Source organism: Chromobacterium sp. IRSSSOUMB001 (genome assembly GCF_023507765.1).
Lineage (GTDB): Bacteria > Pseudomonadota > Gammaproteobacteria > Burkholderiales > Chromobacteriaceae > Chromobacterium > Chromobacterium haemolyticum.
Genome location: NZ_JALCYU010000001.1, coordinates 243,207 through 263,440 on the forward strand (window position 1 = coordinate 243,207; position 20,234 = coordinate 263,440).

The 20,234-nt window shown below is 65.4% G+C and carries 18 protein-coding genes; 9 read left to right on the forward strand and 9 right to left on the reverse strand.

What is annotated here, in order from left to right; translation table 11 throughout:
* Positions 1-180: 180 nt before the first annotated feature.
* The 4 genes from MOV80_RS01090 to MOV80_RS01105 form a co-directional block, all read right to left on the reverse strand.
* Complete coding sequence (locus MOV80_RS01090) at positions 181-402, reverse strand: hypothetical protein (protein WP_019104364.1); 222 nt, start codon at positions 400-402, stop codon at positions 181-183.
* Positions 403-411: 9 nt separating this feature from the next.
* The gene (gene infA, locus MOV80_RS01095) at positions 412-681 is read right to left on the reverse strand and encodes a translation initiation factor IF-1 (RefSeq protein WP_019104365.1); all 270 of its coding nucleotides are present in this window, start codon (positions 679-681) and stop codon (positions 412-414) included.
* Between the two features lie 419 nt (positions 682-1,100).
* Positions 1,101-4,373 carry an EAL domain-containing protein gene (locus MOV80_RS01100; RefSeq protein ID WP_118266878.1) on the reverse strand — a complete coding sequence of 1,091 codons (3,273 nt, stop codon included), beginning with the start codon at positions 4,371-4,373 and terminating at the stop codon, positions 1,101-1,103.
* A 201-nt stretch (positions 4,374-4,574) separates the two neighbouring features.
* A complete protein-coding gene (locus MOV80_RS01105; RefSeq protein WP_081575790.1) occupies positions 4,575-6,023 on the reverse strand; it encodes a PLP-dependent aminotransferase family protein in 1,449 nt (482 codons plus the stop codon).
* Between the two features lie 232 nt (positions 6,024-6,255).
* Here MOV80_RS01105 and MOV80_RS01110 point away from each other — a divergent pair, with 232 nt between their 5' ends.
* The 8 genes from MOV80_RS01110 to MOV80_RS01145 all read left to right on the forward strand — a co-directional run bounded on the left by MOV80_RS01110 (position 6,256) and on the right by MOV80_RS01145 (position 13,276).
* A complete protein-coding gene (locus MOV80_RS01110) occupies positions 6,256-6,963 on the forward strand; it encodes a LysE family translocator (RefSeq protein ID WP_118268596.1) in 708 nt (235 codons plus the stop codon).
* Positions 6,964-7,033: 70 nt separating this feature from the next.
* Complete coding sequence (locus tag MOV80_RS01115) at positions 7,034-7,585, forward strand: isochorismatase family protein (RefSeq protein WP_249604772.1); 552 nt, start codon at positions 7,034-7,036, stop codon at positions 7,583-7,585.
* 109 nt (positions 7,586-7,694) lie between these two features.
* Positions 7,695-7,913: a DUF1737 domain-containing protein gene (locus MOV80_RS01120; RefSeq protein WP_118266881.1), complete on the forward strand. Its 219-nt coding sequence runs from the start codon at positions 7,695-7,697 to the stop codon at positions 7,911-7,913.
* Complete coding sequence (locus MOV80_RS01125; protein WP_249604773.1) at positions 7,900-8,808, forward strand: EamA family transporter; 909 nt, start codon at positions 7,900-7,902, stop codon at positions 8,806-8,808. The genes MOV80_RS01120 and MOV80_RS01125 overlap by 14 nt, the downstream gene beginning before the upstream one ends.
* Positions 8,798-9,715: a helix-turn-helix domain-containing protein gene (locus MOV80_RS01130; protein WP_043591635.1), complete on the forward strand. Its 918-nt coding sequence runs from the start codon at positions 8,798-8,800 to the stop codon at positions 9,713-9,715. Before MOV80_RS01125 ends, MOV80_RS01130 begins: the two co-directional genes overlap by 11 nt.
* Positions 9,716-9,824: 109 nt before the next feature.
* Entirely contained in the window at positions 9,825-10,469 is a 645-nt protein-coding gene (locus MOV80_RS01135; RefSeq protein ID WP_039756774.1) for an LPP20 family lipoprotein, read from the forward strand.
* 74 nt (positions 10,470-10,543) lie between these two features.
* On the forward strand, positions 10,544-11,740 hold the full coding sequence (locus tag MOV80_RS01140; RefSeq protein WP_240333858.1) for a flagella assembly protein FlgT middle domain-containing protein: 1,197 nt from the start codon (positions 10,544-10,546) through the stop codon (positions 11,738-11,740).
* A gap of 63 nt (positions 11,741-11,803) precedes the next feature.
* Positions 11,804-13,276, forward strand: coding sequence for an FAD-binding oxidoreductase (locus tag MOV80_RS01145; protein WP_081575787.1), 1,473 nt, complete (start codon positions 11,804-11,806; stop codon positions 13,274-13,276).
* A gap of 55 nt (positions 13,277-13,331) precedes the next feature.
* Here the strand turns inward: MOV80_RS01145 and MOV80_RS01150 are convergent, their stop codons facing one another.
* The 4 genes from MOV80_RS01150 to sgrR all read right to left on the reverse strand — a co-directional run bounded on the left by MOV80_RS01150 (position 13,332) and on the right by sgrR (position 17,354).
* Positions 13,332-13,748, reverse strand: coding sequence for a RidA family protein (locus MOV80_RS01150; protein ID WP_118266885.1), 417 nt, complete (start codon positions 13,746-13,748; stop codon positions 13,332-13,334).
* Positions 13,749-13,795: 47 nt separating this feature from the next.
* A complete protein-coding gene (locus MOV80_RS01155; protein ID WP_118266887.1) occupies positions 13,796-15,004 on the reverse strand; it encodes a cyanate transporter in 1,209 nt (402 codons plus the stop codon).
* Positions 15,001-15,546, reverse strand: a complete 546-nt coding sequence (locus MOV80_RS01160) for a MarR family transcriptional regulator (RefSeq protein WP_019103226.1) — start codon at positions 15,544-15,546, stop codon at positions 15,001-15,003. Before MOV80_RS01160 ends, MOV80_RS01155 begins: the two co-directional genes overlap by 4 nt.
* A 128-nt stretch (positions 15,547-15,674) precedes the next feature.
* Positions 15,675-17,354 carry an HTH-type transcriptional regulator SgrR gene (sgrR, locus tag MOV80_RS01165; protein ID WP_118266889.1) on the reverse strand — a complete coding sequence of 560 codons (1,680 nt, stop codon included), beginning with the start codon at positions 17,352-17,354 and terminating at the stop codon, positions 15,675-15,677.
* 89 nt (positions 17,355-17,443) lie between these two features.
* On the opposite strand from sgrR, the gene MOV80_RS01170 reads away from it, so the two are divergent.
* Positions 17,444-17,647 carry a hypothetical protein gene (locus tag MOV80_RS01170; protein ID WP_019103228.1) on the forward strand — a complete coding sequence of 68 codons (204 nt, stop codon included), beginning with the start codon at positions 17,444-17,446 and terminating at the stop codon, positions 17,645-17,647.
* Here the strand turns inward: MOV80_RS01170 and MOV80_RS01175 are convergent.
* Positions 17,635-20,016 (reverse strand): glycosyl hydrolase family 18 protein, encoded by a 2,382-nt coding sequence (locus MOV80_RS01175; protein ID WP_019103229.1) that lies wholly within the window; start codon positions 20,014-20,016, stop codon positions 17,635-17,637. The two genes, MOV80_RS01170 and MOV80_RS01175, sit on opposite strands and share 13 nt — an antisense overlap.
* Positions 20,017-20,234 lie beyond the last annotated feature (218 nt).

Genomic DNA, 20,234 nt, shown 5'->3' on the forward strand with positions numbered 1-20,234 from the left:
GAACCAATTTTTGATATGTCAAATGACTTTTTTAGGGAGAATCAGATTGACGCGGCAATGCGGCCGACCCGAGGCTAAGCCGGGTTCGGACAAACAAGGCGGAAGCGGCCGCGGCTGGCGCCGGGGTGAGATCCCGGGCAGGGTGCGGCTTTAGGCGTCAATCGTAACTGTGCGGCCGTCTCAGGGGCGAGAGGCGTTGATCCAGGCGTCGTGCGGGTAACTGGCGGAATCCAGCCCCAATTCTGACGAAAAGGTGATGTGACAGTGACGTCCTGCTGCATGGACCGCAATCACGGTAAAAGTGATCGCGGCGCTATCGTGTTGTTCGGCGATGTAATCGCCTGGTTTGAGTTCATTGACTCGCAAATGTTGCTCCAGGGCATGACCGCGATAGCGGATCATGCCGGCAGATCAACGGCGTCGGTTGTGATGCGGGCGAGGAGTGCCGCCGCCGGCCGGCGCCGTCGGATGACGGAAATTGATGCGGCCCTTGGTCAAGTCGTAGGGCGACATCTCTACAGTGACGCGGTCGCCTACCAGAACGCGAATACGGTGCATCTTCATCTTGCCCGAGCCATAGGCAAGGATTTCGACGTTGTTGTCCAGGCGCACGCGGAAGCGGGACTCGGGCAACATTTCAATGACAACACCTTCCAGTTCGATCATGTCTTCTTTGGACATTACGATTCCTTTCTAATACGGTAGGCCAACAGCCACAGCGGCAGTCACGTGGACTGCCGCGAGCGGGTGCTATTGGCGCGTCTATTCGGTAACCAAGCTAGGGAGGGGCTGGCTTCACAGGCAGCCCTCAGGCAAGGCGGAGCGTCCAGCAGGCAGCTGCCGGAACGATCAGAAAATCTGAGGCGAACGGTATTATATATCTAACGCACTGATTTGTCAGAAAAATACAAGGATTTTTCCGGCAATGGCCGAATCAGGCGCGGCGAAGAGGAGGTTTTCACCAAAAAATCAGGGAGATGGATTTATCCGCCGCCGCCGTCGCTGTGTTGAAAATCTGATCGGCAAGTCGGTTTCTTCGCCTTGGCGGCATGGCGTCTGTTCAGCGTCACACCCTGGCGCGCGAGACTTTGAACAGGTTCTCAGGGGCGGAGCGGGGCCAAGCCGCCGTTTTTGACCAGTTCTGCGAACTCGTCTTCCGGCAGCGGCCGGGCGTAGAGAAAGCCTTGTCCGTGCTCGCAGCCGGCGTCCAGCAGGAAGCGACGCTGAGCCTCGTTCTCCACGCCTTCGGCCACCAAGCCGAGACGCAGGGTTTTGGCTAGCGAGATGATGGCCAAGCTGATGCTGGCCTCGTGTTCGTGGTCCGGCAGGCCGCGCACCAGGGATTGGTCGATTTTCAGCGTTTGCACCGGCAGTTGGCGCAGATAGCTGAGCGAGGAGTAGCCGGTGCCGAAATCGTCGATGGACAGGCCTACTCCCAGCTGGCGCAGTTCGCGCAGCACTTTCAGATGCGCGTCCGGATTGCTCATCACGAAGCGTTCCGTGATTTCCAGTTCGATCTGCCTCGGCGGAATCCGGCAGTCGCGCAGCGCCTGTTTCAGCGTTTGCAGGATGGGGGCGCGCTGGATTTGCGCCCCGGCGATATTGAGGCTGAGCACGCCCGGAGAGATGCCGGCATCCTGCCAGCGGCGCAAGATGCCGCAGGCGTGGCGGATCAGCCAGCTGCCGATTGGAATGATCAGGCCGGTTTCCTCCGCAAGCGGAATGAAAGTGTCCGGCCCAATCAGACCCAGGCTTGGATGTTGCCAGCGCAGCAAGGCCTCGGCGCCGACTAGGGCGCCGCTTTGCAGGTGGTATTTGGGCTGGAACACCAGAAACAGCTCTCGCCTCTCCAACGCCAGGCGGAGTTCTCGCTCCTGTTCCACCCGTAGCCGCGCGCGCTGGGTCAACTCCTCGGTGTAAAAGCGGAAGGCGCCCTTGCCGTCGTTTTTGGCCTGGTACATGGCGGCGTCGGCGTTGCGCATCAGGGTGTCCGCGTCTTGGCCGTCGCGCGGGTAGATGCTGATGCCCACGCTGCAGCCCACTTCCACCTCTTGTTCTTCCAGCCGGAACGACCGGGCGCAGGCTTTGACGATTTTGTTGGCGATGTCGATGACCGGGTTGTCTGCTTTCTGGTTCTCCAGCAGGATCAGAAACTCGTCGCCGCCGATGCGGGCCACTGTGTCGTTGGCGCGCAGGCAGTCCTTGAGCCGGGCAGCCACTTCCACCAGCAGGCGGTCGCCGGCGCCGTGGCCGCGGGTGTCGTTGATCTGCTTGAAGTTGTCCAGATCGATGAACAGCACCGCCACACGGCGGTGCTCGCGCTTGGCGGTCTGAATGGCGTGCTCCAGCCGCGACAGAAACAGCAGCCGATTAGGTAGAGTGGTCAAGGAGTCGTAATGCGCCAGATGCGCCATTTCGGCGGCGGATTTCTTGATCTGGGCGATATCGGAGAACACGCCGACATAGTTGCGCACCGCGCCGTAGCCGTCGCGCACCGCGGTGACGGTGAGCCAGGCCGGCTCCACGCTGCCGTCCTTGTGCCGATTCCATATCTCGCCTTGCCAGCGGCCGTGTTCCGCCACCGCCTGCCATAGCCGGCGGTAGAAGCCGGCGTCGTGGCGTCCGGAGTGCAATAAGCGCGGGCTTTGCCCCAGAAGATCGGCGCGGGCGTAGCCGGTGAGCGCGCTGAAGGCGGAGTTGACGTCGAGGATGCGCAGGTCGGCGTCGGCGATCATCACGCTTTCCAGCGTGTGCTCGTAGACCGCCGCGGCTTGTTGCAGGGTCTGCTCGCGGAGCTTGAATTCGCTGATGTCCTGCAAGGTGCCGCTCAGGCGGAGGACGCGGCCGCGGTCATCCTGTTCTAGCGCGATGTGATGGCGCACGTAGCGGTTGCCGCCGTCCGGCAGCAGGATGCGATGGTCCAGTTGAGCGGTTTCGCGCCGGCGCAACACTTGGCGCAGGCAGCGGCGCAGCGGCTGCCAGTCGCCGGGCGGCAGCAGCGCGGGCAATTGCGTCAGCGGCGGGGGTGGCCGCGCAGGGTCCAGCCGCCACAGTTGATACAGCTCGTCGGACCAATGCGGCGCGGAGTCGCCGCGCCGCCATTCCCAATGGCCGATGCGCGCCTGGGCCAACGCCTCGCTCTGGCGGCGTTGGGCATCGCTGTGGTGCTGGCTGCGATCCAGGAAGTTGGACAGCATGTCCGCCACCGATTGCAGCATGTGCTGTTCTATCCACAGCCAGCTGTGGGGGGCCGGCGCGCTGACCGCCAGCACGCCGCGCCAGCATTGGCGAGGCCGCAGCGTGGCCAGCAGCGCGCTCTGTCCGTTGTCGCCCAGCAATTGCCGCAGGACGGCGGCGGCTTCCGGCGCGTCGGCGCTGTCGTTCAGCTGCAACGTGCGCTGCTGGCCCAGTTGTTGTTCCAGCCAGTAGAGCTTGGAACGAGGAATGACCGGCGTTTCGGCCGGAGGGCCGGCTCCTCGCGCTTCGCGCCGCCACTCGCGTGCGATGCGCACTTGCTTGCCGTCGATATCAAGCAGGGCCAACAGGCAGTGATCCGCGCCGAGGAAGCGGCCCACGCGCTCCAGCAGGCCGCTCATGCGCGCCCACAGCGTTTCGGCCGGCTGGCTGGCCAGTTCCGCGGACAGGCCGGCCAGTTGGGCGAGAATGTCCAGATGGCGTGTCAGCAATTGTTCAGAGGTGAGCCGGTCGGTGGCGTCGTGAAAGGTCAGCAACAGGCAGTCATGATCATCCGCCCGCAACGGCCGCGCGCGGATGTCGGCATGGCCGACTTCGCCTCCTGGCCGACGCAGCGGGGTAGCGGCGATTTGGCTGGGCTTGTCCTTGGGCAAGGCCAGCAACGGACGCAACGCTTCGGTCAGCCCGCTGCCGGGCGCCAGCGCGGAGAGTGCGACAGGATAGGCGGGGGCGTTGGCGAGGCCCAGCCACTCCATTAGCGCGGCGTTGGCGTACAGCACTTGCTGGCCTGCAGGCTCTAGCAGCAGCACGCCGTCTTCCAATTGTTCCAGCATGGCCTGAGCCGGCGACAGCGGCTTGGCGGAGGAGGGCTGCGCCGGCTGCAGCAGTTGCCGTCCCAGATTGTGAGTCATGTCCGTCAGCATCTGCCGCGCCTGCCGTCCGGCGGCGCTGTCCTGAGGCAGGAAGGGTTGGGCGGCCAGCGCGGACAAGATCTGCGCTTCGCCGATGGCGTGGCGCAGCGCGTAATCGCGCAGTTGTTCCAGTTGGCGTAACAAGCTGTCCAGCGACGCGCCAGCGGAGAAGGCGGCGTCGTAGCGATTCAGCAGATCGCGCAGACGGCGCTGGTGTTTGCCGGCGGCGGACCTGCTGTCGGCGGCTGGTTTCTTGGTCGTCGGCATGAAGTCTCTTTTTGCGCTCGAGCCCGCTGCGGGCGCGCTCAGGTCTTGTTTAATTGTTAGGCATGGATTGCAAAAAGGCCAACTACTTAATAGCAATATGAGCGGTTCATAAAAACCCTCGGGCGCCTTTAGGCATGTCGTCGCGCGCGACGAAGCGCGGGCATGCCCGGGCCCGACGCGCAGAGGCGTTGCCGACGGGGGTTATGAACGCCGGAGCTGGCCTGCCAGAACGCCGACGCGCGCCAGCGCCGCCAGATAGCGTTCGTCCAGCGGATAGCAGCAGGACAGCCGCAGGGCGTTGGGATAGCGGCCGCTGGGGGAGTACAGCGGGCCGGGCATGATGCTGATTTTCTCCGCGATGGCGGCGTGGAACAGCGCCACCGCGTCGATGTTCTCGGGCAGCTCCACCCAGATCAGAAAGCCGCCGGAAGGCGCCGTGGCGTGAGTGCCGGCCGGGAAGTGGCGCGCGATCATGCCGCGCACCTTCTCCACGTGGGCGGCGTAGCGTCGCTTCAGCGCGCGCAGATGATGGTCGTAGCCGCCGGACTCCAGGAAGGCGCCCAGGGTTTCCGCCAGCACCGCCGGCTCCGCCACGGAGGAGGCGAACTTGAGCTGGCGCAGCGTGTGACCGAAACGGCCCCCTTCCATCCAGCCGATGCGGAAGTCCGGCGCCAGCGTCTTGGTGTAGCTGGAGCAGACGATGACCCAGCCTTCGTCGTCGAAGGCCTTGACAGCCGGCGCCAGGGTGTCGCCGAACTGCAGCTCGGCGTACAAGGCGTCCTCAATCAGCGGCACCTGGTGGCGGGTGATCAGCCGCGCCAGCCGCTTCTTGGCTTCCAGCGGCATGGTCGAGCCCAGCGGGTTGTGCACATTGGGCATCGCCACCAGCGCGTTGATGCGCTTTTCCGCCAGCAAGAGTTCCACCGCGTCGATGGACAGGCCGGTTTGCGGATCGGTGGGAATTTCCACCGTTTTCAGACCCAGGCTGGCGATGAGCGGCAGCAGGTTGAAATAGGTGGGCGATTCCAGCCCCACGGTGTCGCCGGGCCGGGTGACCGCGCGCAGCGCCAATTGCAGCGCTTCCATGCAGCCGTGGGTGAGCACGATGTCCTGAGCCTGCAGGGTCATGCCCAGTTCCAGGCCGCGGCGCGCGATCTGGGTGCGCAGCCGCAAGGAGCCCGGCGGTAGTGCGTAACGGCTGACCATGCCGGGCTGGCGGCGCAGTATCTGCCCCATCAGCCGGCCCAGCTTGCTGCCGGGATAGAAGTCTCCTCCATGCGGACAGGCCAGCGCCAGGTCGATGTAGTCCTCATTCTGCTGCGCCTCCAGCACGGTGTCGATCAGGCCCAGGACCTGTGGGCGGGTGGGCGCGGCGGGGCTGCTTAGGGTGGCCGCCGGCCGAGCCGGCGACGGCAGCCGCGCCCGCACGTAGTAGCCGGATTGCGGCCGGGCCTCGATCAAGCCGCGGTCCTCCAGCACCCGGTAGGCGGCCACCACGGTGTTCAGGCTGAGCTGGCGGCTTTGCGAGGTGCGCCGCACCGACGGTAATTTGGCGCCGGGCGGCAGCGTGCCGCGCTTGATGGCCAGCGACAGATCGTCGGCCAGTTGCTGATACAGCGTGGGGGCTTGGGGAGCGACAATGGGTTCCATGAGGACAGCTTGCCGCGCTTGGGCGACGGTAGACAGACACAGTACCCATGATAGGTGATGGTGACAGTTTGAGGAAATGCCGCGCTGTTACCACTGCGAAAGGTGACAGCTGCGGCTGTTGGCGTTGCGAGCCGCTGCGTAGCATGGATGGGGAAAACGGGGCCGCGTCGGCCCCTTGCATCGCCATGCCGCGTCGATGGACGGCGCGGAGCAAGTGAAAGAGAAGCCCGCCATGCCTGAATTCGCCCTATTGTCCTACGTTGCGGTGATGTCCATCACCCCCGGCCCCAATAACCTGATGTTGACCGCGTCCGGGGTCAATTTCGGTTTTCGCCGCACCATTCCTCACATGCTGGGCATCAGCCTGGGTTGCGCCTTCCAAGTGTTCCTGGTGGGCAGCCTGTTGTCGCTGTTGCTGGACGGCATCCAGACCGCGCGCTTGCCGCTGGCCTTGATGGGGTGCGCCTATCTATTGTGGCTGTCCTGGAAGATTGCCCGCGCCGGCCAACCTGAGGCGGGTGCGGCGGCGCGGCCGCTGGGTTTTGTCGGCGCGGCACTGTTTCAATGGTTGAACCCCAAGGCCTGGGTGATGGTGATCAACGCCGCCATCCTGTTCATGCCGGCTGCGGACGGTCAGCGCTGGCTGGGCGCGGCCATGCTGGCGGCGGTGTTCGCCGTGGTCAACCTGCCGTGCATCGGCGTCTGGGCTTGGGCCGGCGAACGTTTGCGCGCTTGGCTCGCCAGCCCGCGCGCCTTGTTGGGTTTTAATCTGAGCATGGGGGTATTGATGGCCGCCACCGCGCTGTGGTTGCTGTACGACGAGTTCCAGCCGCACGGTCTGGCCAGGGCCGCCGAGATCGCGGCCGCGCCGGCGGCGCCGCAAGCGGTGGGCACGATGTCCGTTTTTGACAGTGGCTTGTCCGTAATCAGCGTTAAATAAAGGCGCGCGAGTCCGTAGCATTCGGGCTGTGTTCAACAGCGTCCAGCCTGGACGCGAGGGAGAAACCGCCATGAAGAAAACCGCCTTGCTGGTGATTGACGCACAAGAATCATTCCGCCACCGCCCGTATTGGAAGGAAGACGAGATCCCGGCTTTTCAGGACAAACTGCAGCAATTGATCGCCGGTGCGGACGCGCTTGGCGCGCCGGTGATCAACATCCTGCACGAAGACGGCGACGAGGCCTTTTCCGCCGCCTCCGGCCTGGTGCGGCCGCTGGAATGGCTGCGCCACCGGCCGGCCGCCACCTTCGTCAAGCACGTGCACAACGCGCTGACCGATTCCGGCCTGCAGCCCTGGCTGATCCGCCACGGCGTCCAGCGCTTGATCGTGTCCGGCATCCGCACCGAGCAATGCTGCGAAACCACCACCCGGGTGGCGTCCGACCTGGGTTACGAGGTGGACTTCGTCACCGAGGCCACGTTGACCTTCGCGATGACTCATCCGCATAGCGGCCAGGTGTTCAGCCCGGCGGAAATCCGGGCCAAGACCGAGCTGGTGCTGGCCGGCCGCTTCGCCGATATCGTCAGCGTGGAGCAGGCGCTGGCCAAGCTGGCGCGCTGAGCGAGCGGGTATTTGACCGTCGCCATCGCGACTGTCTGATGGTACTGTGAAGCGCTATCTAAAATGAATGCGGCGGGCAGGGCCCGCCGCGCAGCCATGGGAGAATTGCATGCGGCCCACCCTTCCCCCTGACGGCATGCCGGCCTATCGTCTGCTGAGCGGCCCGGACGACGCCGGCTTCTGCCGCCGCGTCAGCGAGGCGCTGGCCTTGGGTTACCGGCTGCACGGCTCGCCGGCGGCAACCTTCGACGGCGAGCGCGTCATCGTCGCCCAGGCGGTGTTGTGGCCGGGGGCGTCGGCGCAAGGAGACGGCGATGCCGTGGAGTGATTTGCTGCAGGCGCTGGCCATCGTGCTGGTGTGGGGCGTCAACTTCGTGGTGATCAAATGGGGCGTGTCCGATGTGCCGCCTCTGCTGCTGGGCGGCTTGCGCTTCTGTCTGGCCGCGGTGCCGGCCTTGTTCTTCATCCGTCGGCCGGCGTTGCCCTGGCGCTATCTGCTGGCCTACGGCCTCAGCGTGGGCGTCGGCCAGTTCGCCTGTCTGTTCACCGCCATCAAGCTGGGCATGCCCGCCGGCCTCGCCTCGGTGGTGTTGCAATCGCAGGCTTTCTTCACCTTGATCCTGGCCGGTTTGTGGCTGCGCGAGCGCTGGCAGGCCAGCCAGATGGCCGGGCTGCTGCTGGCCCTGGGCGGCCTGGTTTTGATCGGCCTGAGCAAGGGCGGCAGCATGACGGCGGTGGGTCTGGGGCTGACCATCGCCGCCGCCTTCAGCTGGGCGCTGTCCAATGTGGTGGTGAGGCAGATGGGCCGCGCCGGCTACCGCGTGCAGCCGTTGGGACTGGTGGTGTGGTCCAGCCTGGTGCCGCCGATTCCGTTCTTCCTGCTGTCCTGGTGGCTGGAGGGGGGCGAACGCATCGCCGCCGCTCTGGGGCATTTCACGCCGCAGGCCTGGTTCGCGGTGGCCTATCTGGCCTTTGTCGCCACTTTGTTCGGTTACGGCTTGTGGAGCCGATTGCTGTCGCGCCACCCGGCCGGCAAGGTGGCGCCGTTTTCGCTGCTGGTGCCGGTGGTGGGCGTGTTGGCGTCCGGTGTGTTGCTGGACGAGCGCTTGAGCGCGCTGCAAGCCGCCGGCAGCCTGCTGCTGCTGGCCGGCTTGGCGGTCAACGTGTTCGGCGCGCGCTGGCTGGCGCGCTTGCGCGGGGGGGAGGCGGCGCGTGGCGCTTGATGTCTTTTTCGTGTTGCCGCCCAATCTGCTGCTGGTGGATCTGGCCGGCCCGGCCGACGCTTTTCGCATCGCCGCGCAACTGGGGGCGTCGTTTCGATCACACTTCATCGCGCCGGTATCCGGCGTGCCCACCTCGCTGGGCCTGAGCCTTGAGGGCGCCTCGCCATTGCCTGAGGTTCTGCCGGACGAGGCGCTGGTGGTGATCAGCGGCGCCGCCCATTCGATCGAGGCTTACGCGCGGCCAGAGGCGCGCGAGATCGTGCGTTGGCTGCGTCGCAAGGTGGACCCCAGCCGCCAGCGCGTGGCCAGCATTTGCTCCGGCAGCCTGCTGACGGCGGAAGCCGGTTTGCTGGACGGCCGCCAGTGCACCACTCACCACACCTTGCTGGAGCGCCTGCAGCAACTCGCGCCGCAGGCCAGGGTGCAGCAGAACCGCGTATTCGTGCAGGACGGGCCGATCAGCAGCAGCGCCGGCATCACCGCCGGCGTGGACCTGGCCTTGCAGTTGATCGCAGAGCTGGCCGGGCCGGGGCTGGCGCGCGATGTGGCGCGCCACATGGTGGTGTATTTCCGCCGTTCCGCCGGCGACCCGGAGTTGTCGCCGTGGCTGACGCACCGCAACCATTTGCACCCGGCGGTGCACAAGGCGCAGGACCTGATCGCCGCTGATCCGGCCCGCGCCTGGAGGGTGGAGGACTTGGCCGGCCAGGTGCACGTCAGCGCCAGGCATTTGTCGCGCTTGTTCCGCGAGCACGCCGGCGTATCGGTGCACGACTATCACACCGGGCTGCGGCTGGCGCTGGCCAGTCAATGGCGCGGCGCCGGGCTGTCCAAGGAGAAGGCCGCGCTGGCTGCCGGGTTTTCCTCGGCGCGGCAGTTGAACCGGGCCGGCGTAGGCGCTTGCTGACGCGATCTGGATTTTGTTTTTATTCAAGTTTTGCATAGGAATGCCGATGTTGCGGTTGACGTTCGCTTAGATCGCTTCATAATTCCAGCAACATCCAACGGTATTTGCCATGAAAACGATTCCCAGTATTGCCTGCTTTCTGTCCGTCTTGCTGGGCTTGTCCGCCTGCGCCACCGCCGAGCGTCCTCCGCAGGCCGCCGAAGCGCCGCGAGCCGCCGCGGGAATGACGCCGAGCGGCGTCGGTTTCGTCGGCCCGGGCATTGAAACCGAGGCCCCCAAGGTGGTGGTCAAGGAGGTGAACCCCTATCAGCCCATCGTGGTGCGGGTGGTGGGCAGCGGCGCGGCGCCGTACACCTCCAGCCTGACGCCGTCGCAGCGCAAGCTGCTGGCGCTGCGCGCCGCCCGGCTGGACGCTTTCCGCGCCATCGCCGAACAGGTGCAGGGCATGAAGCTGGTGGGCAACAGCTCGGTGTCCAATATGATCGCCAACAGCGACAGCTTCCGCACTTACGTGGACGCCTATCTGCGCGGGGTCAACATCGTTTCCAACAGCATGAAGCCGGATGGCACCAGCGAGGCCGTGGCCGAGATCACGCTGGATCAGGATTTCTACAAACAATTCCGCCAGGCGCTGGACAAGACCGGCGGCAGCGTGATGAAGGCTTCGCAGGAGAACGCCACTTCCGGCCTGCAGTGCGCGGAAGGCAATTGCGGCGCGGCGCGCTACAACAGCAACTACTACATGGCTCAATGATGCGGTTTCGTTTCCGTACCCTGTTGGCCGCCGCGTTTGCGGCGGCTTTTGTTTGTCCGGTCGGCGCCGAGGTCATGCGCGCCGAAGGCGTGGCCTCGCTGGACAACGGCGTGGCCGCCGCGCGCGAGCAGGCGTTGCAGGACGCGCTCAAGATGGTGGCGCTGCGCCAGGGCGCGCGAGTAGAGGCTTCGCAGGGGCTGGATTACGGCAAAAGCAGCGAGTCCGGCTCGCTGACGCCGTTGGCGCCGGCGCAGGGCGCGGTCAAGGTGACGCAGGAATTCCAGCAGGGCAAGCTCTACCATGTATTGGTGGAGGTGGACACCGGCAAGCCCTCCGGCGCCGCGCGCGGCAAGGAGCCCGCCTGCGCGATGCCGCCGGGCCGCAGCCTGCGTCGCAAGATCGTCACCACTTATTTCCAGGTGGACCGGCCGGCGGAGGCGTCCGACATGCCGGAGCTGGCCACCGGGCTGCCCACCGAGCTGTCGCGGCGTCTGGGCGCCAACCGCATGTACAGCCTGCTGGACGCCAACACGGTGTCAGTGCTGCCGGATTCGCGCGTGGCCGAGCCGGCCGCCGGCGCGGAGATCGCCCGACGCATCGGCCAATCCGAAGACGCTCAGTTCGTGGTGGCCGGGCGGGTGCTCGCCACCGGCGCCACCGCCAAGGGGCTGCGCAAATCCCTCTACGAGTCCAATAACACCAGTCAGCAGGGAACCTTCTACAACGGGCCGTTCGCCGGCCTGTTTGGCGGCGGGGTCAAGTACGTGCCCACTGAGCGCCAGTTCGACGCCGAAGTCTGGGTTTACGACGCGCTGACCGGCGCGCTGCTGGCCAGAGACCGGGTGTCGGAACTGGCCAAGGGCGACGTGACGCCCAATCCGCCGCGGCCATTTGCCTCGGCGGCGTTCTGGCAGAGCGATTACGGCCAGGCGGTGAACCGGGCGCTGGATCAGGCGGTGAGCCGGATTGGAAACGTAATCTCTTGCATTCCGTTCTCCGCCCGCATCGTCAAACTGGTCGACGCGCGTCAGGTGTATATCAACGCCGGCTCGCTGGACGGCGTTGCGGTCGGCGACAAATTCCTGGTCTACCAGCGCAAGAGCGCGCAACCGGTGCGGGATCTGATCTCCGGGCGCGAACTGGGCGTGCCGGAGACCTTGGCCGGCGATGTCATCATCAGCCAGGTGCAGCCTAATTTCGCCGTCGGCGCGGTGCAGTCGCAGGGCAAGGTGAGCGAAGGGGACTACGTGCGCTTCATGCCGCGGCGTTGACGCGGACCCGGCACGTGCCGCGCCGGCTTGTCATGACATCGGGCTGTCCGTAGACTGCTGCGCATGCCGAAGCCTCCCTTTACCCCCCGTCCCGTCCCTCCCTCCACTGTCGATCCGCTGCGCCGCGCCCTGCTCAAAGCCGGGCTGTTGAGTGCGGCGGCGCCGCTATGCCAGCCGCTGCTGGCCTGGGGGGCGACAGTCACCGGTGGAGTGGTCAACGACATCACCGGTATGAATCCGGTGACTGTGACGCAAGTGGCGACGCCGCGCAGCAATGCTGACATTCAGCAAGCGCTGCGGCAGTGGCCCGGCCCGGTGTCGATAGGCGGCGGCCGCTTCAGCATGGGCGGGCAGATAGCCAGTCCCGGTAGTTTGCATCTGGACATGCGACGCTTCAATCGCCTACTCAGCCTGGAGCCGCGCTTGCGTTTGGCGCGGGTTCAGGCCGGCATGAGCTGGCGTGAGCTGCAGCAATGGATAGACCCGCATGGGTTGGCTGTGAAAATCATGCAGAGCTATGCCAACTTCAGCATTGGCGGTTCATTGTCGGTAAACGCCCACGGCCGTTACGTCGGCCTGGGGCCGCTGGTGAACGCCGTGCGCTCCATCGTGATCGCGTTGGCCGACGGCAGTTTGCTATCGGCCAGCCGCCAACAGCGGCCGGAGGTGTTTTTTGCGGCGATAGGCGCTTATGGCGCGCTAGGCGTGATCTGCGAAGTAGAGCTGGAACTGACGGACAACCAGCGGTTGGAGCGGCAGGTCAATCGCATGAGTCTGAATGACTACCGCGATTTCTTCTTCAAGCATGTCCGCGCTGACAGCCGTGCGTTGATGCACAACGCCGATCTGGCGCCGCCTTATTTCCAGATGGCGACCGCAGTGACTTGGCGCGTGAGTGATAAATCGCTGACGGATAGCCGCCGGCTAACGCCTCAAGGGCTGCGCTATTGGCTGCAAGAGGGCGCGATCCGTGCCTGGGCAGAATTGCCTGGCGGGCCAGTCTTGCGCAAGAAGATCGCGGATCCGTTGCGCTTCGCCCGCGCCGCCGTGCTCTGGCGCAACAGGGAGGCCAGCCTGGATGTGGCCTCGCTGGGCCGCATCGCGGATGCTGAGCACAGCTTCGTGTTGCAGGAGTACTTTGTCCCGGTGGCTAAGCTGGAGCATTTTGTCACCGCGATGGCGACGATTCTGGAAACGCACAAGGTGGCCGCACTCAATGTGTCGATTCGGCATTCACCGGCGGACGCTGGCACCGTATTGGCCTGGGCGCGGCAGGAGGTGTTCTCGCTGGTGCTGTATTACCGGCAAGGAAAGGACGAAGCCGCGCGGCGCCAAGTGGGGCAATGGACCCGCCAATTGATAGACGCCGCGCTGGCTCAGGGCGGCAGCTATTACCTGCCTTATCAGCTGCATGCCAGCCGCGAGCAATTCCACCAGGCCTATCCCGACGCCGGAAAGCTGTTGGCACTGAAGCGGGTATTGGATCCTGCCAGCCGTTTCCGCAATCAGCTGTGGAATAAATATCTGATGGTCTAATAGTCTGTTTAAAGCCTGCTGCGCTTGAACAAGTTCATGGCGGGTTGGCTCCGCCTCAAGCGGGCAGGAAGGCGGTGGCCTCGATCTCGAACAGCATGCCGTCCAAGGCCAGCCGCGGCACCGGGATCAGCGTGCAGGTCGGCGTTGGCAGCGCGCCCCAGGCGGCGCTCAACAGCGCGCCGAAGGCCTGCAGCCGCGCCTCGCTGTGATCGACGATCAATACCGTCAGCTTGGCGACGTGGACGAGATCGGCGCCGCCGGCGGCCAACGTTGTGCGCAGATTGGCCAAGGCTTGGCGCACTTGCGCCTCGAAGCCGTCTGCCAGCTCGCCGGCGGCGTTTTCGCCGCCCTGGCTGGCCACCAGCAACATGCGGCTGCCGGGGTTGACGATGGCCAGATGGGAATAGCCGTTGGGCGCCGGGTCGTAGAGGCCGGCGGGATTGCTTAGGCTGAAGGGGATTGCGTTGCTCATCTGCTTTCTCCTGCTGGTTTGCCGGGCGGCGTAGCGCCGCCCTGGGGTTAGCGGGTTTGCGCGGCGACGGCGGCGGGGGTTTGCATCGCCTCGGCGTAGCCCTGCGGTGCAAAGCGACGGGTCAGCACCAGCAGGCCGGCGATCAACAGCGCCAGGCACAGCCAGGCCAGGTTGAAGCTGGAGGTGGCATCGCGGATCCAACCTGCGGCGAACGGCGCCACCGCGGCGATCAGATAGCCGATCCCCTGCACGAAAGCCGACAGCTGGCCGGCGTTGCGCGCGTCTTCATAGTGGTGCAGCGTCAGAATCATGGTCAGCGGGAACAGGCCGCCCACGCCCAGGCCCAGCAGCGCCACCCACAGCAGGCCACCGTGCGGCGCCAGCACCATGCCCAGCAAGCCGGCCAGCACCGCCAGCAATACCAGGGTAAGCCAGCCGCGCATGTCATGGCTGCGCGCAGACAGCAGCGGAATGGTCAGGCCGGACACCACTTCCATGCCGGTCATGAAGCTGAGCATCAGGCCGCCTTGCTGCTGGCTCCATCCCAATTGCACGAACAAGGCCGGCAACCAGGCTAGCGAGCTGGCGTACACGGCGGTGCCGATGCCGAAATAGAAGGCCAGCAACCAGGCGCGCGGAATCTGGCTGAATTGCGGCGCGCGGGCGGCGGAGCCGCCGCCGGGGGCGCCGCGCGGCGCGCTCAGCAGCCAGCAGGGCAGCGCCAATATGGCCAGCGCGGCCCAGGCGGCCAGCCCGTTCTGCCAGTGCGCGCTATGCGAGGCCAGCCACGGCGCGCCGGCGGCGGCCAGGGAGGCGCCGCCCATGATGGCGGTGATGTAGAAGCCCATCAACGCGGAGACCTTATGCGGGAAATGCTGCTTGATGAAGCCGGGAATCAAAGCTTGGGCCAGCGCGATGCCGACGCCGGCCATCAAGGCGGTGGCCAACAACGCGCCGAAGCTGGCGGGCAGCCAGCGCAGCGCACTGGACAGCAGAATCAGCAGCAGGGCGATGACCACCCCCTGGCGCGCGCCTGCGCGGCGTTCCAGCCAACTGCCCAAAAAGGCGCCGGCGCCCATGGTGGCCACCGGCAACGTGGTCAGCAGGGAGGCGTCGCTGAAGCTCATGCCGGTGGCGTGGCGCAACTGATCCAGCAGCGGACCAATGGCGGCGAGGGTGGGGCGCAGGTTGAGGCCCACCAGGATGATGGACAGCGCCAGCCACAGCGGGCGCTGAACGGGAGTGTCTTGCTTCATGAGGTTTTTCTTTCGGTGGGGGCGGTGCTGGGCATGACGTCCGGCTCGGCTTGCGCTTCTCCGGGGAAACTTTGCAGCCATTGGCTCAGCAGCGCGGCCAGTTGCTCGCGTTGCGGCTCGGCCAGCGCGGACAGCGCGGCTTCTTGGGTGGCGATGTGGGCGCTCATCGCCCGTTCTATCAGCTCCAGCCCGGCCGGACTCAAACGGATCAGCATGCCGCGGCGGTCGTTGGGGTCGGGCAGGCGCTCCACCCAGCCGGCGTTTTCCAGCCGGTCCAGCCGCTTGCTGACCGCGCCTGAGGTCAGCAACAGCGTGGTGTACAGCATGGTGGGGGAGAGCTGATAGGGCGCGCCGGCGCGGCGTAGCGTGGCCAGCACGTCGAATTCGCCGTCCTTGAGCCCGAAGCGGGCGAAGTTGTCGGCCAGCGCGCGCTCGACATGAGTGACCAGCCGCGCCAGCCGGCCGATGACGCCTATGCTGGCGCTATCGAGGTCGGGGCGCTCGCGTCGCCACTGGGAAATGATGGTGTCGATCTTGTCCATGGCGGCGATTATGTCATGGATATGTATTCCTTGGAAGATATTTCACTTAAAGTATCTTTATATGAAATTATTTGATCGGAATGGGGGCCTACGGCGGCGCCGTCCCGCGGATGAGCGTTGACAGGCGCTCAGCCGTCCTGCAGCCAGGCGGATTTGAAATCGAACCAGCCCAGGCTGTTGAGGCGCACGCCCTGCATCTGGGCCGGGCCCTGCAAGCGCAGCCAGTTGTGAAACAGCGGCAGCATCCAGCGTTGTTGGACCACGGCGGCGGACAGGTCCTGGGCGTGGAACAGGCCCTGGCGCCAGCCTTGGCGCCATTGCGCCAGCGGCAGCGCCGGCTCCAGGCAGCAGCGCAGCAGCGGAGTACCCAGCACCCAGGCGGCCACAGAGTATTCCGGCCGGGTGGCGAAGTTGACCGAACCCAGCCATAAGTCGGCCTCGGCCTGTCCCTGTTCCCAGTCGGCGTAAGGCAGCGCGCGGCACTCCAGCGCCACGCCGCGGCTCAGAAGACAGCGAGTCATCGCGGCAGCGATCAATTGGTACTCCGGATGCTGTTCGTAATAGGCCAGCCGCAGCATGCTCAGCCCCGCCGGCGGCTGCAGGTTCAGGGGGGGCTGGGCGTGGTGCCAGTTGGGAAGCAAGCCCGCGGCCGGGGCCCAGTACTGGCGCACCGCCGGCGCGGTTTCGTGCATGACGGCCAACGGGGTCAGCGTTTGGGCCAGCCAGTCGCGCAGCGCTGTATCGCGCATGAGGGGCGAGCGGCTGTCGGCAAGCAAGAAATACACGCCGGACTCCAGCGCCATCTCGGTTTGCACGCTGGGCTCTCGCGGGTTGATACGCACTTCCAGGCCGCAGACTTGGCCGTCGCCGTGCTCCAACTGCTCGCCCAGCTCCGGCACCATCCAGATATCCACTTGGTCCAGCAGCGCGCGGTAGCCGAAGTAATCATCGAAGGCTTGCAGGCATAGCTGATGGCGGGTATTGGCGGCCACGCGATAGGGACCGGTGCCCACCGGGCGGGAGGCGAAGTCGGCGCGCGAGGCGTGGTCGGCGGGCAAGATCAGAGCGGCGCTGTCGGCCAGCAGCCAGGGCAGCCACTGGTCGGGCTCGCTCAATTCCAGCGCCAGGCTGCGCGGCGACAGCGGCCGCACCGCGGCCAGGTGGGAAAACAGCGGCTGCGCGCGCAGCCGCAGCAGCGAGGCCTGGACATCGGCGACGCTGAGTTCGACGCCGTCATGCCAACGTACCGCCGGGCGCAGGTGAAAATGCCATTCCAGCGGACTGTGCTGGTTCCAGTGATGGGCGAGATCGCCTTCCACTTCCCCTTTTTCCTCGTTTATCCGGGTTAGGCCGTTGAAAATCTGCCCAACCAGATGGCGTTCCGAGCGGCGCAGCGGCGTGCCGGGGTAGAGATTGGGCAACGGCCGGTAGTAGGGCACGCCCAGTACCTGGCGGTCCTGGCTCCAGCGTTTACCCAGCCGCGCCAGCAGCAAGGGCGCCAGTTCGCCGCGGTCGTCGCCCAGCAGGTCCACCGCCTGTTCCACCTTGCCTTGCTCCAGCAGTTGCGCGGCGCGTTCCCGTTGCAGCTGCTCCGGAGCTTGCAGAAAGCTCAGCCGCGAGCGCATGCCTCGGCCGGCCCGCGCTTGCCATGCTATCCAGCCTTGAGCCTGCATCTGTTGCAGCAGGCTGCGCATGTGTCGGCGGGTGCAGAACAGCAGGTCCGCCAGCTGCTGCAGCGAGACGGCCTCGGCCTGGCCGGCGAAATGGCGGTGGAGTTTTTGGTATTGCTGGGTGAGCCGCGCGGACATAAGGGGAAATTTCCTGATTAAAAGTCAGCAATTTTTATTGCCTCATATTGCGCCGACAATACTCGCATCCACAGCGGGAGTCCACAGCGATGAAAACCGAACAGATCTTATTGTTTTACCGACGCTTTCTCGACGGCAAAAAGCCGGTGCTCGGCCTGACGCCGCAAGCGGCGCTGGCCAGCTTGAACGAGCTGATGCAATGGCAACTGCCGTCGGAAGACGGCGCAGAAAAAAAGCCGGGCGAACCCGGCTTGGAAGGTACTGAGGAGAACGAGGGAGTTCAGCGTAAGTAAGGCAGGTAGGGCGCCTCATCGCGGATGGCATAGGTCTTGCCGGCCAGGGTCACGCTGAAGTTGCGCGGACCGGAGATCGGCAGATAGTAGACCACGGCCAGGCTGACGCTCTGACCCGGGGCCAGCGTTTGCCACGACGGCAGCTTGACCGAGACACGATGAGCGTCGCCCTTCAGGCCGCCGATATTGTTGCCGCTGTGTCCGACGCTGATCACCTTGAGCCCAAAGCCGGACTGGTCAGCGAAATTGGACGGCGCCGAGGTGGGCACGTCGAACTGGAACTCAGTGCCGCCAGGCAGGCTGCTGCCGGAGCGGTTGGTGATGGTCAGCTTGGGGTTGATCGGATAATTGCTGTCGCCCAGCGCGAAACCGTCAAGCGAGAAGCCCACGTCGATCGCCGCGGTGGCTGCCGGCGCGGCGGCGGCGGGCTTGACGCTGACGGCGGCCGGTTTGCTGAAGGCGTTGTACAGCAGGCTGGTCAGCGTGGTGCCAATGAAGTACTCGCCCTTGCCGCCGTTGCGGTCCTGTTTCCAGTCGTAGTCGCCGGCCAGTTCCCAGAACATCACGCCGCCGACGTTGTTGGCGTCGACCCAGGCGGCTTTCTTGGCGATGGATTGTTCATCCTCGGTGGACAGGAATACCTTCTTGCCGGCGTTCCATAGCCACGGCGCGCTCAGAGTGTCGTTGTAAAAGCGCTGGTAGCTGCCGTTGAGCTGGTTTTCCGGCTTGCTCGGGTCCAGATAGGCGGACAGATAGCTGCCGGCCTGGTTTTTCTCCAGGTTCTTGGCGTGCCACATCGGGTTGGAGCCAGCGCCCACTTCACGGCCTTGTTCGTCCAGGTCGTGCCACAGATTGTCTATGCCCACTGCGCCGTCGCCGCAGGTTTTCAGCCCGGTCGGGCAGTTGCCGCCCACTGAAGTGCCCCACAGTCCATTGCTGCCGCCGTTGACGTTTTTCCAGCCGCGGGTGTAGTAGGGCACGCCGATATTGACGCGCGCCGCCGGCAGGCCGCCGCGGTAGTAGTGGTAGGACCAGTCGGTGTTCAGATAGCCGATGCCGCCGTATTGCGCGGTGGTGTACACGCTCCAGCGCGCCAGTTCGGCATCCTTGCCGTCATCGTAGAGCGCGGCGTTGGGGCCGACGAACTCGTTCCAGGCGCCGTGCAGGTCATAGGACATCACGTTGACGAAGTCGAAGTTGCGCAGGCTTTGGAAGGCCTCCATGCCGCGCAGCAGATAGCCGGATGCCGGCACCGCGGCCGTGAGCTGGTAGTAGCGGCCGTCTTGGGCGGCGGCGCGGTCCAGCCGTTCGCGCAGCGTTCGCGTCAGCGCGTTGAAGCCCTTGTTCAGCGAGCCGCGGCGGGCGTTGGCCACGCTCCAGTCCAGCGGGTTGCCCGCGTCGTTCATCGAGGTTGGGTATTCGAAGTCGATGTCCACGCCGTCGAAGCCGTATTTGCGCAGGAAGGCGACGGCGGAGTCGGCGAAGGCGTCGATGCCGGATTGGTTGACGCTGCCGTCGGCGTTGATGGTCATGCTGTAGAAGCCGCCGCTGTTGACCCGTTTGCCGTCCGCGCCGAAGTAGCCGCCGGTTTCGGCCCAGCCGCCCACCGAAACCAGGGTTTTGACGCCCGGATATTTGCGTTTGTACTGGGTCAGCAGGTTGAAGTGGCCCTTATAGGGCAGGCTGGCGTCCATCTCAGCGCCGGGCACGCCCGGCCAACTCATGTCGGTGGCCGGGTTGCCGGGATTGTTCTCGCCGACCGACAGGCGGTTGTTGCCGTCCACGTGGGCGAAGGCGTAGTTGATGTGGGTGAGCTTGCCCCAGGGGATGTCGCTGGCGAGATAGGCGGGCTGGCCGTTCTTGCCGGTGCGCCAGCTGGTGAAGTAGCCGATCAGACGCTTGCGGCTGCCGTTGGCCAGTTGTTCGGCGCCCCCTTTTTGGTAGACCGCGCAATACGGCACGTCCACGCCGTCGGTGCGCGCCAGGCCTTCCGGCCGGCACAGCGCGTTGCCGGTGGGCGGCGGCACTTGCACCAGCGGCGGTTCGGTCGGGTTTCCGCCGCCGCCGTCGCACTGGCCTATCAGCTTCCACGGGCTGGCATCGCCGGCTGCGGGCGTGTTGCCCTGAGTCCACCATTTGGCCTCCCAGGTCTGGCCCTGGTAGCTGACGCGCTGGCCGCCGGTGTAGATCGATCCGGAGCTCCAGGCCGGGTCCGCGCAGCTGGCGGCCGCGGTTCTGATCAGGCTGTCGCGCGCGGCGGAGGCCGGCGCTTTGGCGGCGGTGGGGGCGTGCTGGGCGGCCAGCAGCGCGGCGCCGGCCACGGCGGTGCCGGCCAGGCCGGTTTTCAGCAGCAGTAAGGCTTTGCTCACAGTCCATCTCCTTCTTGGAAAAAGGCGGGGGCGAAAGGCCGGCGGGAAGCGCCGACTTGTATTTAAGTTGTATTAAAGTTGTATGTAAGTGGTATTGGGTCTAAGCATGTGCATGGAGGGACTAAGCACACACCTGTTCTTTTTTTCAGGTGTATTTACGCGGCTGTTTGCTAGTGCCAGAGCGGGAGCGATTTTCCCAACCGGTCAAAGCCCGGCTG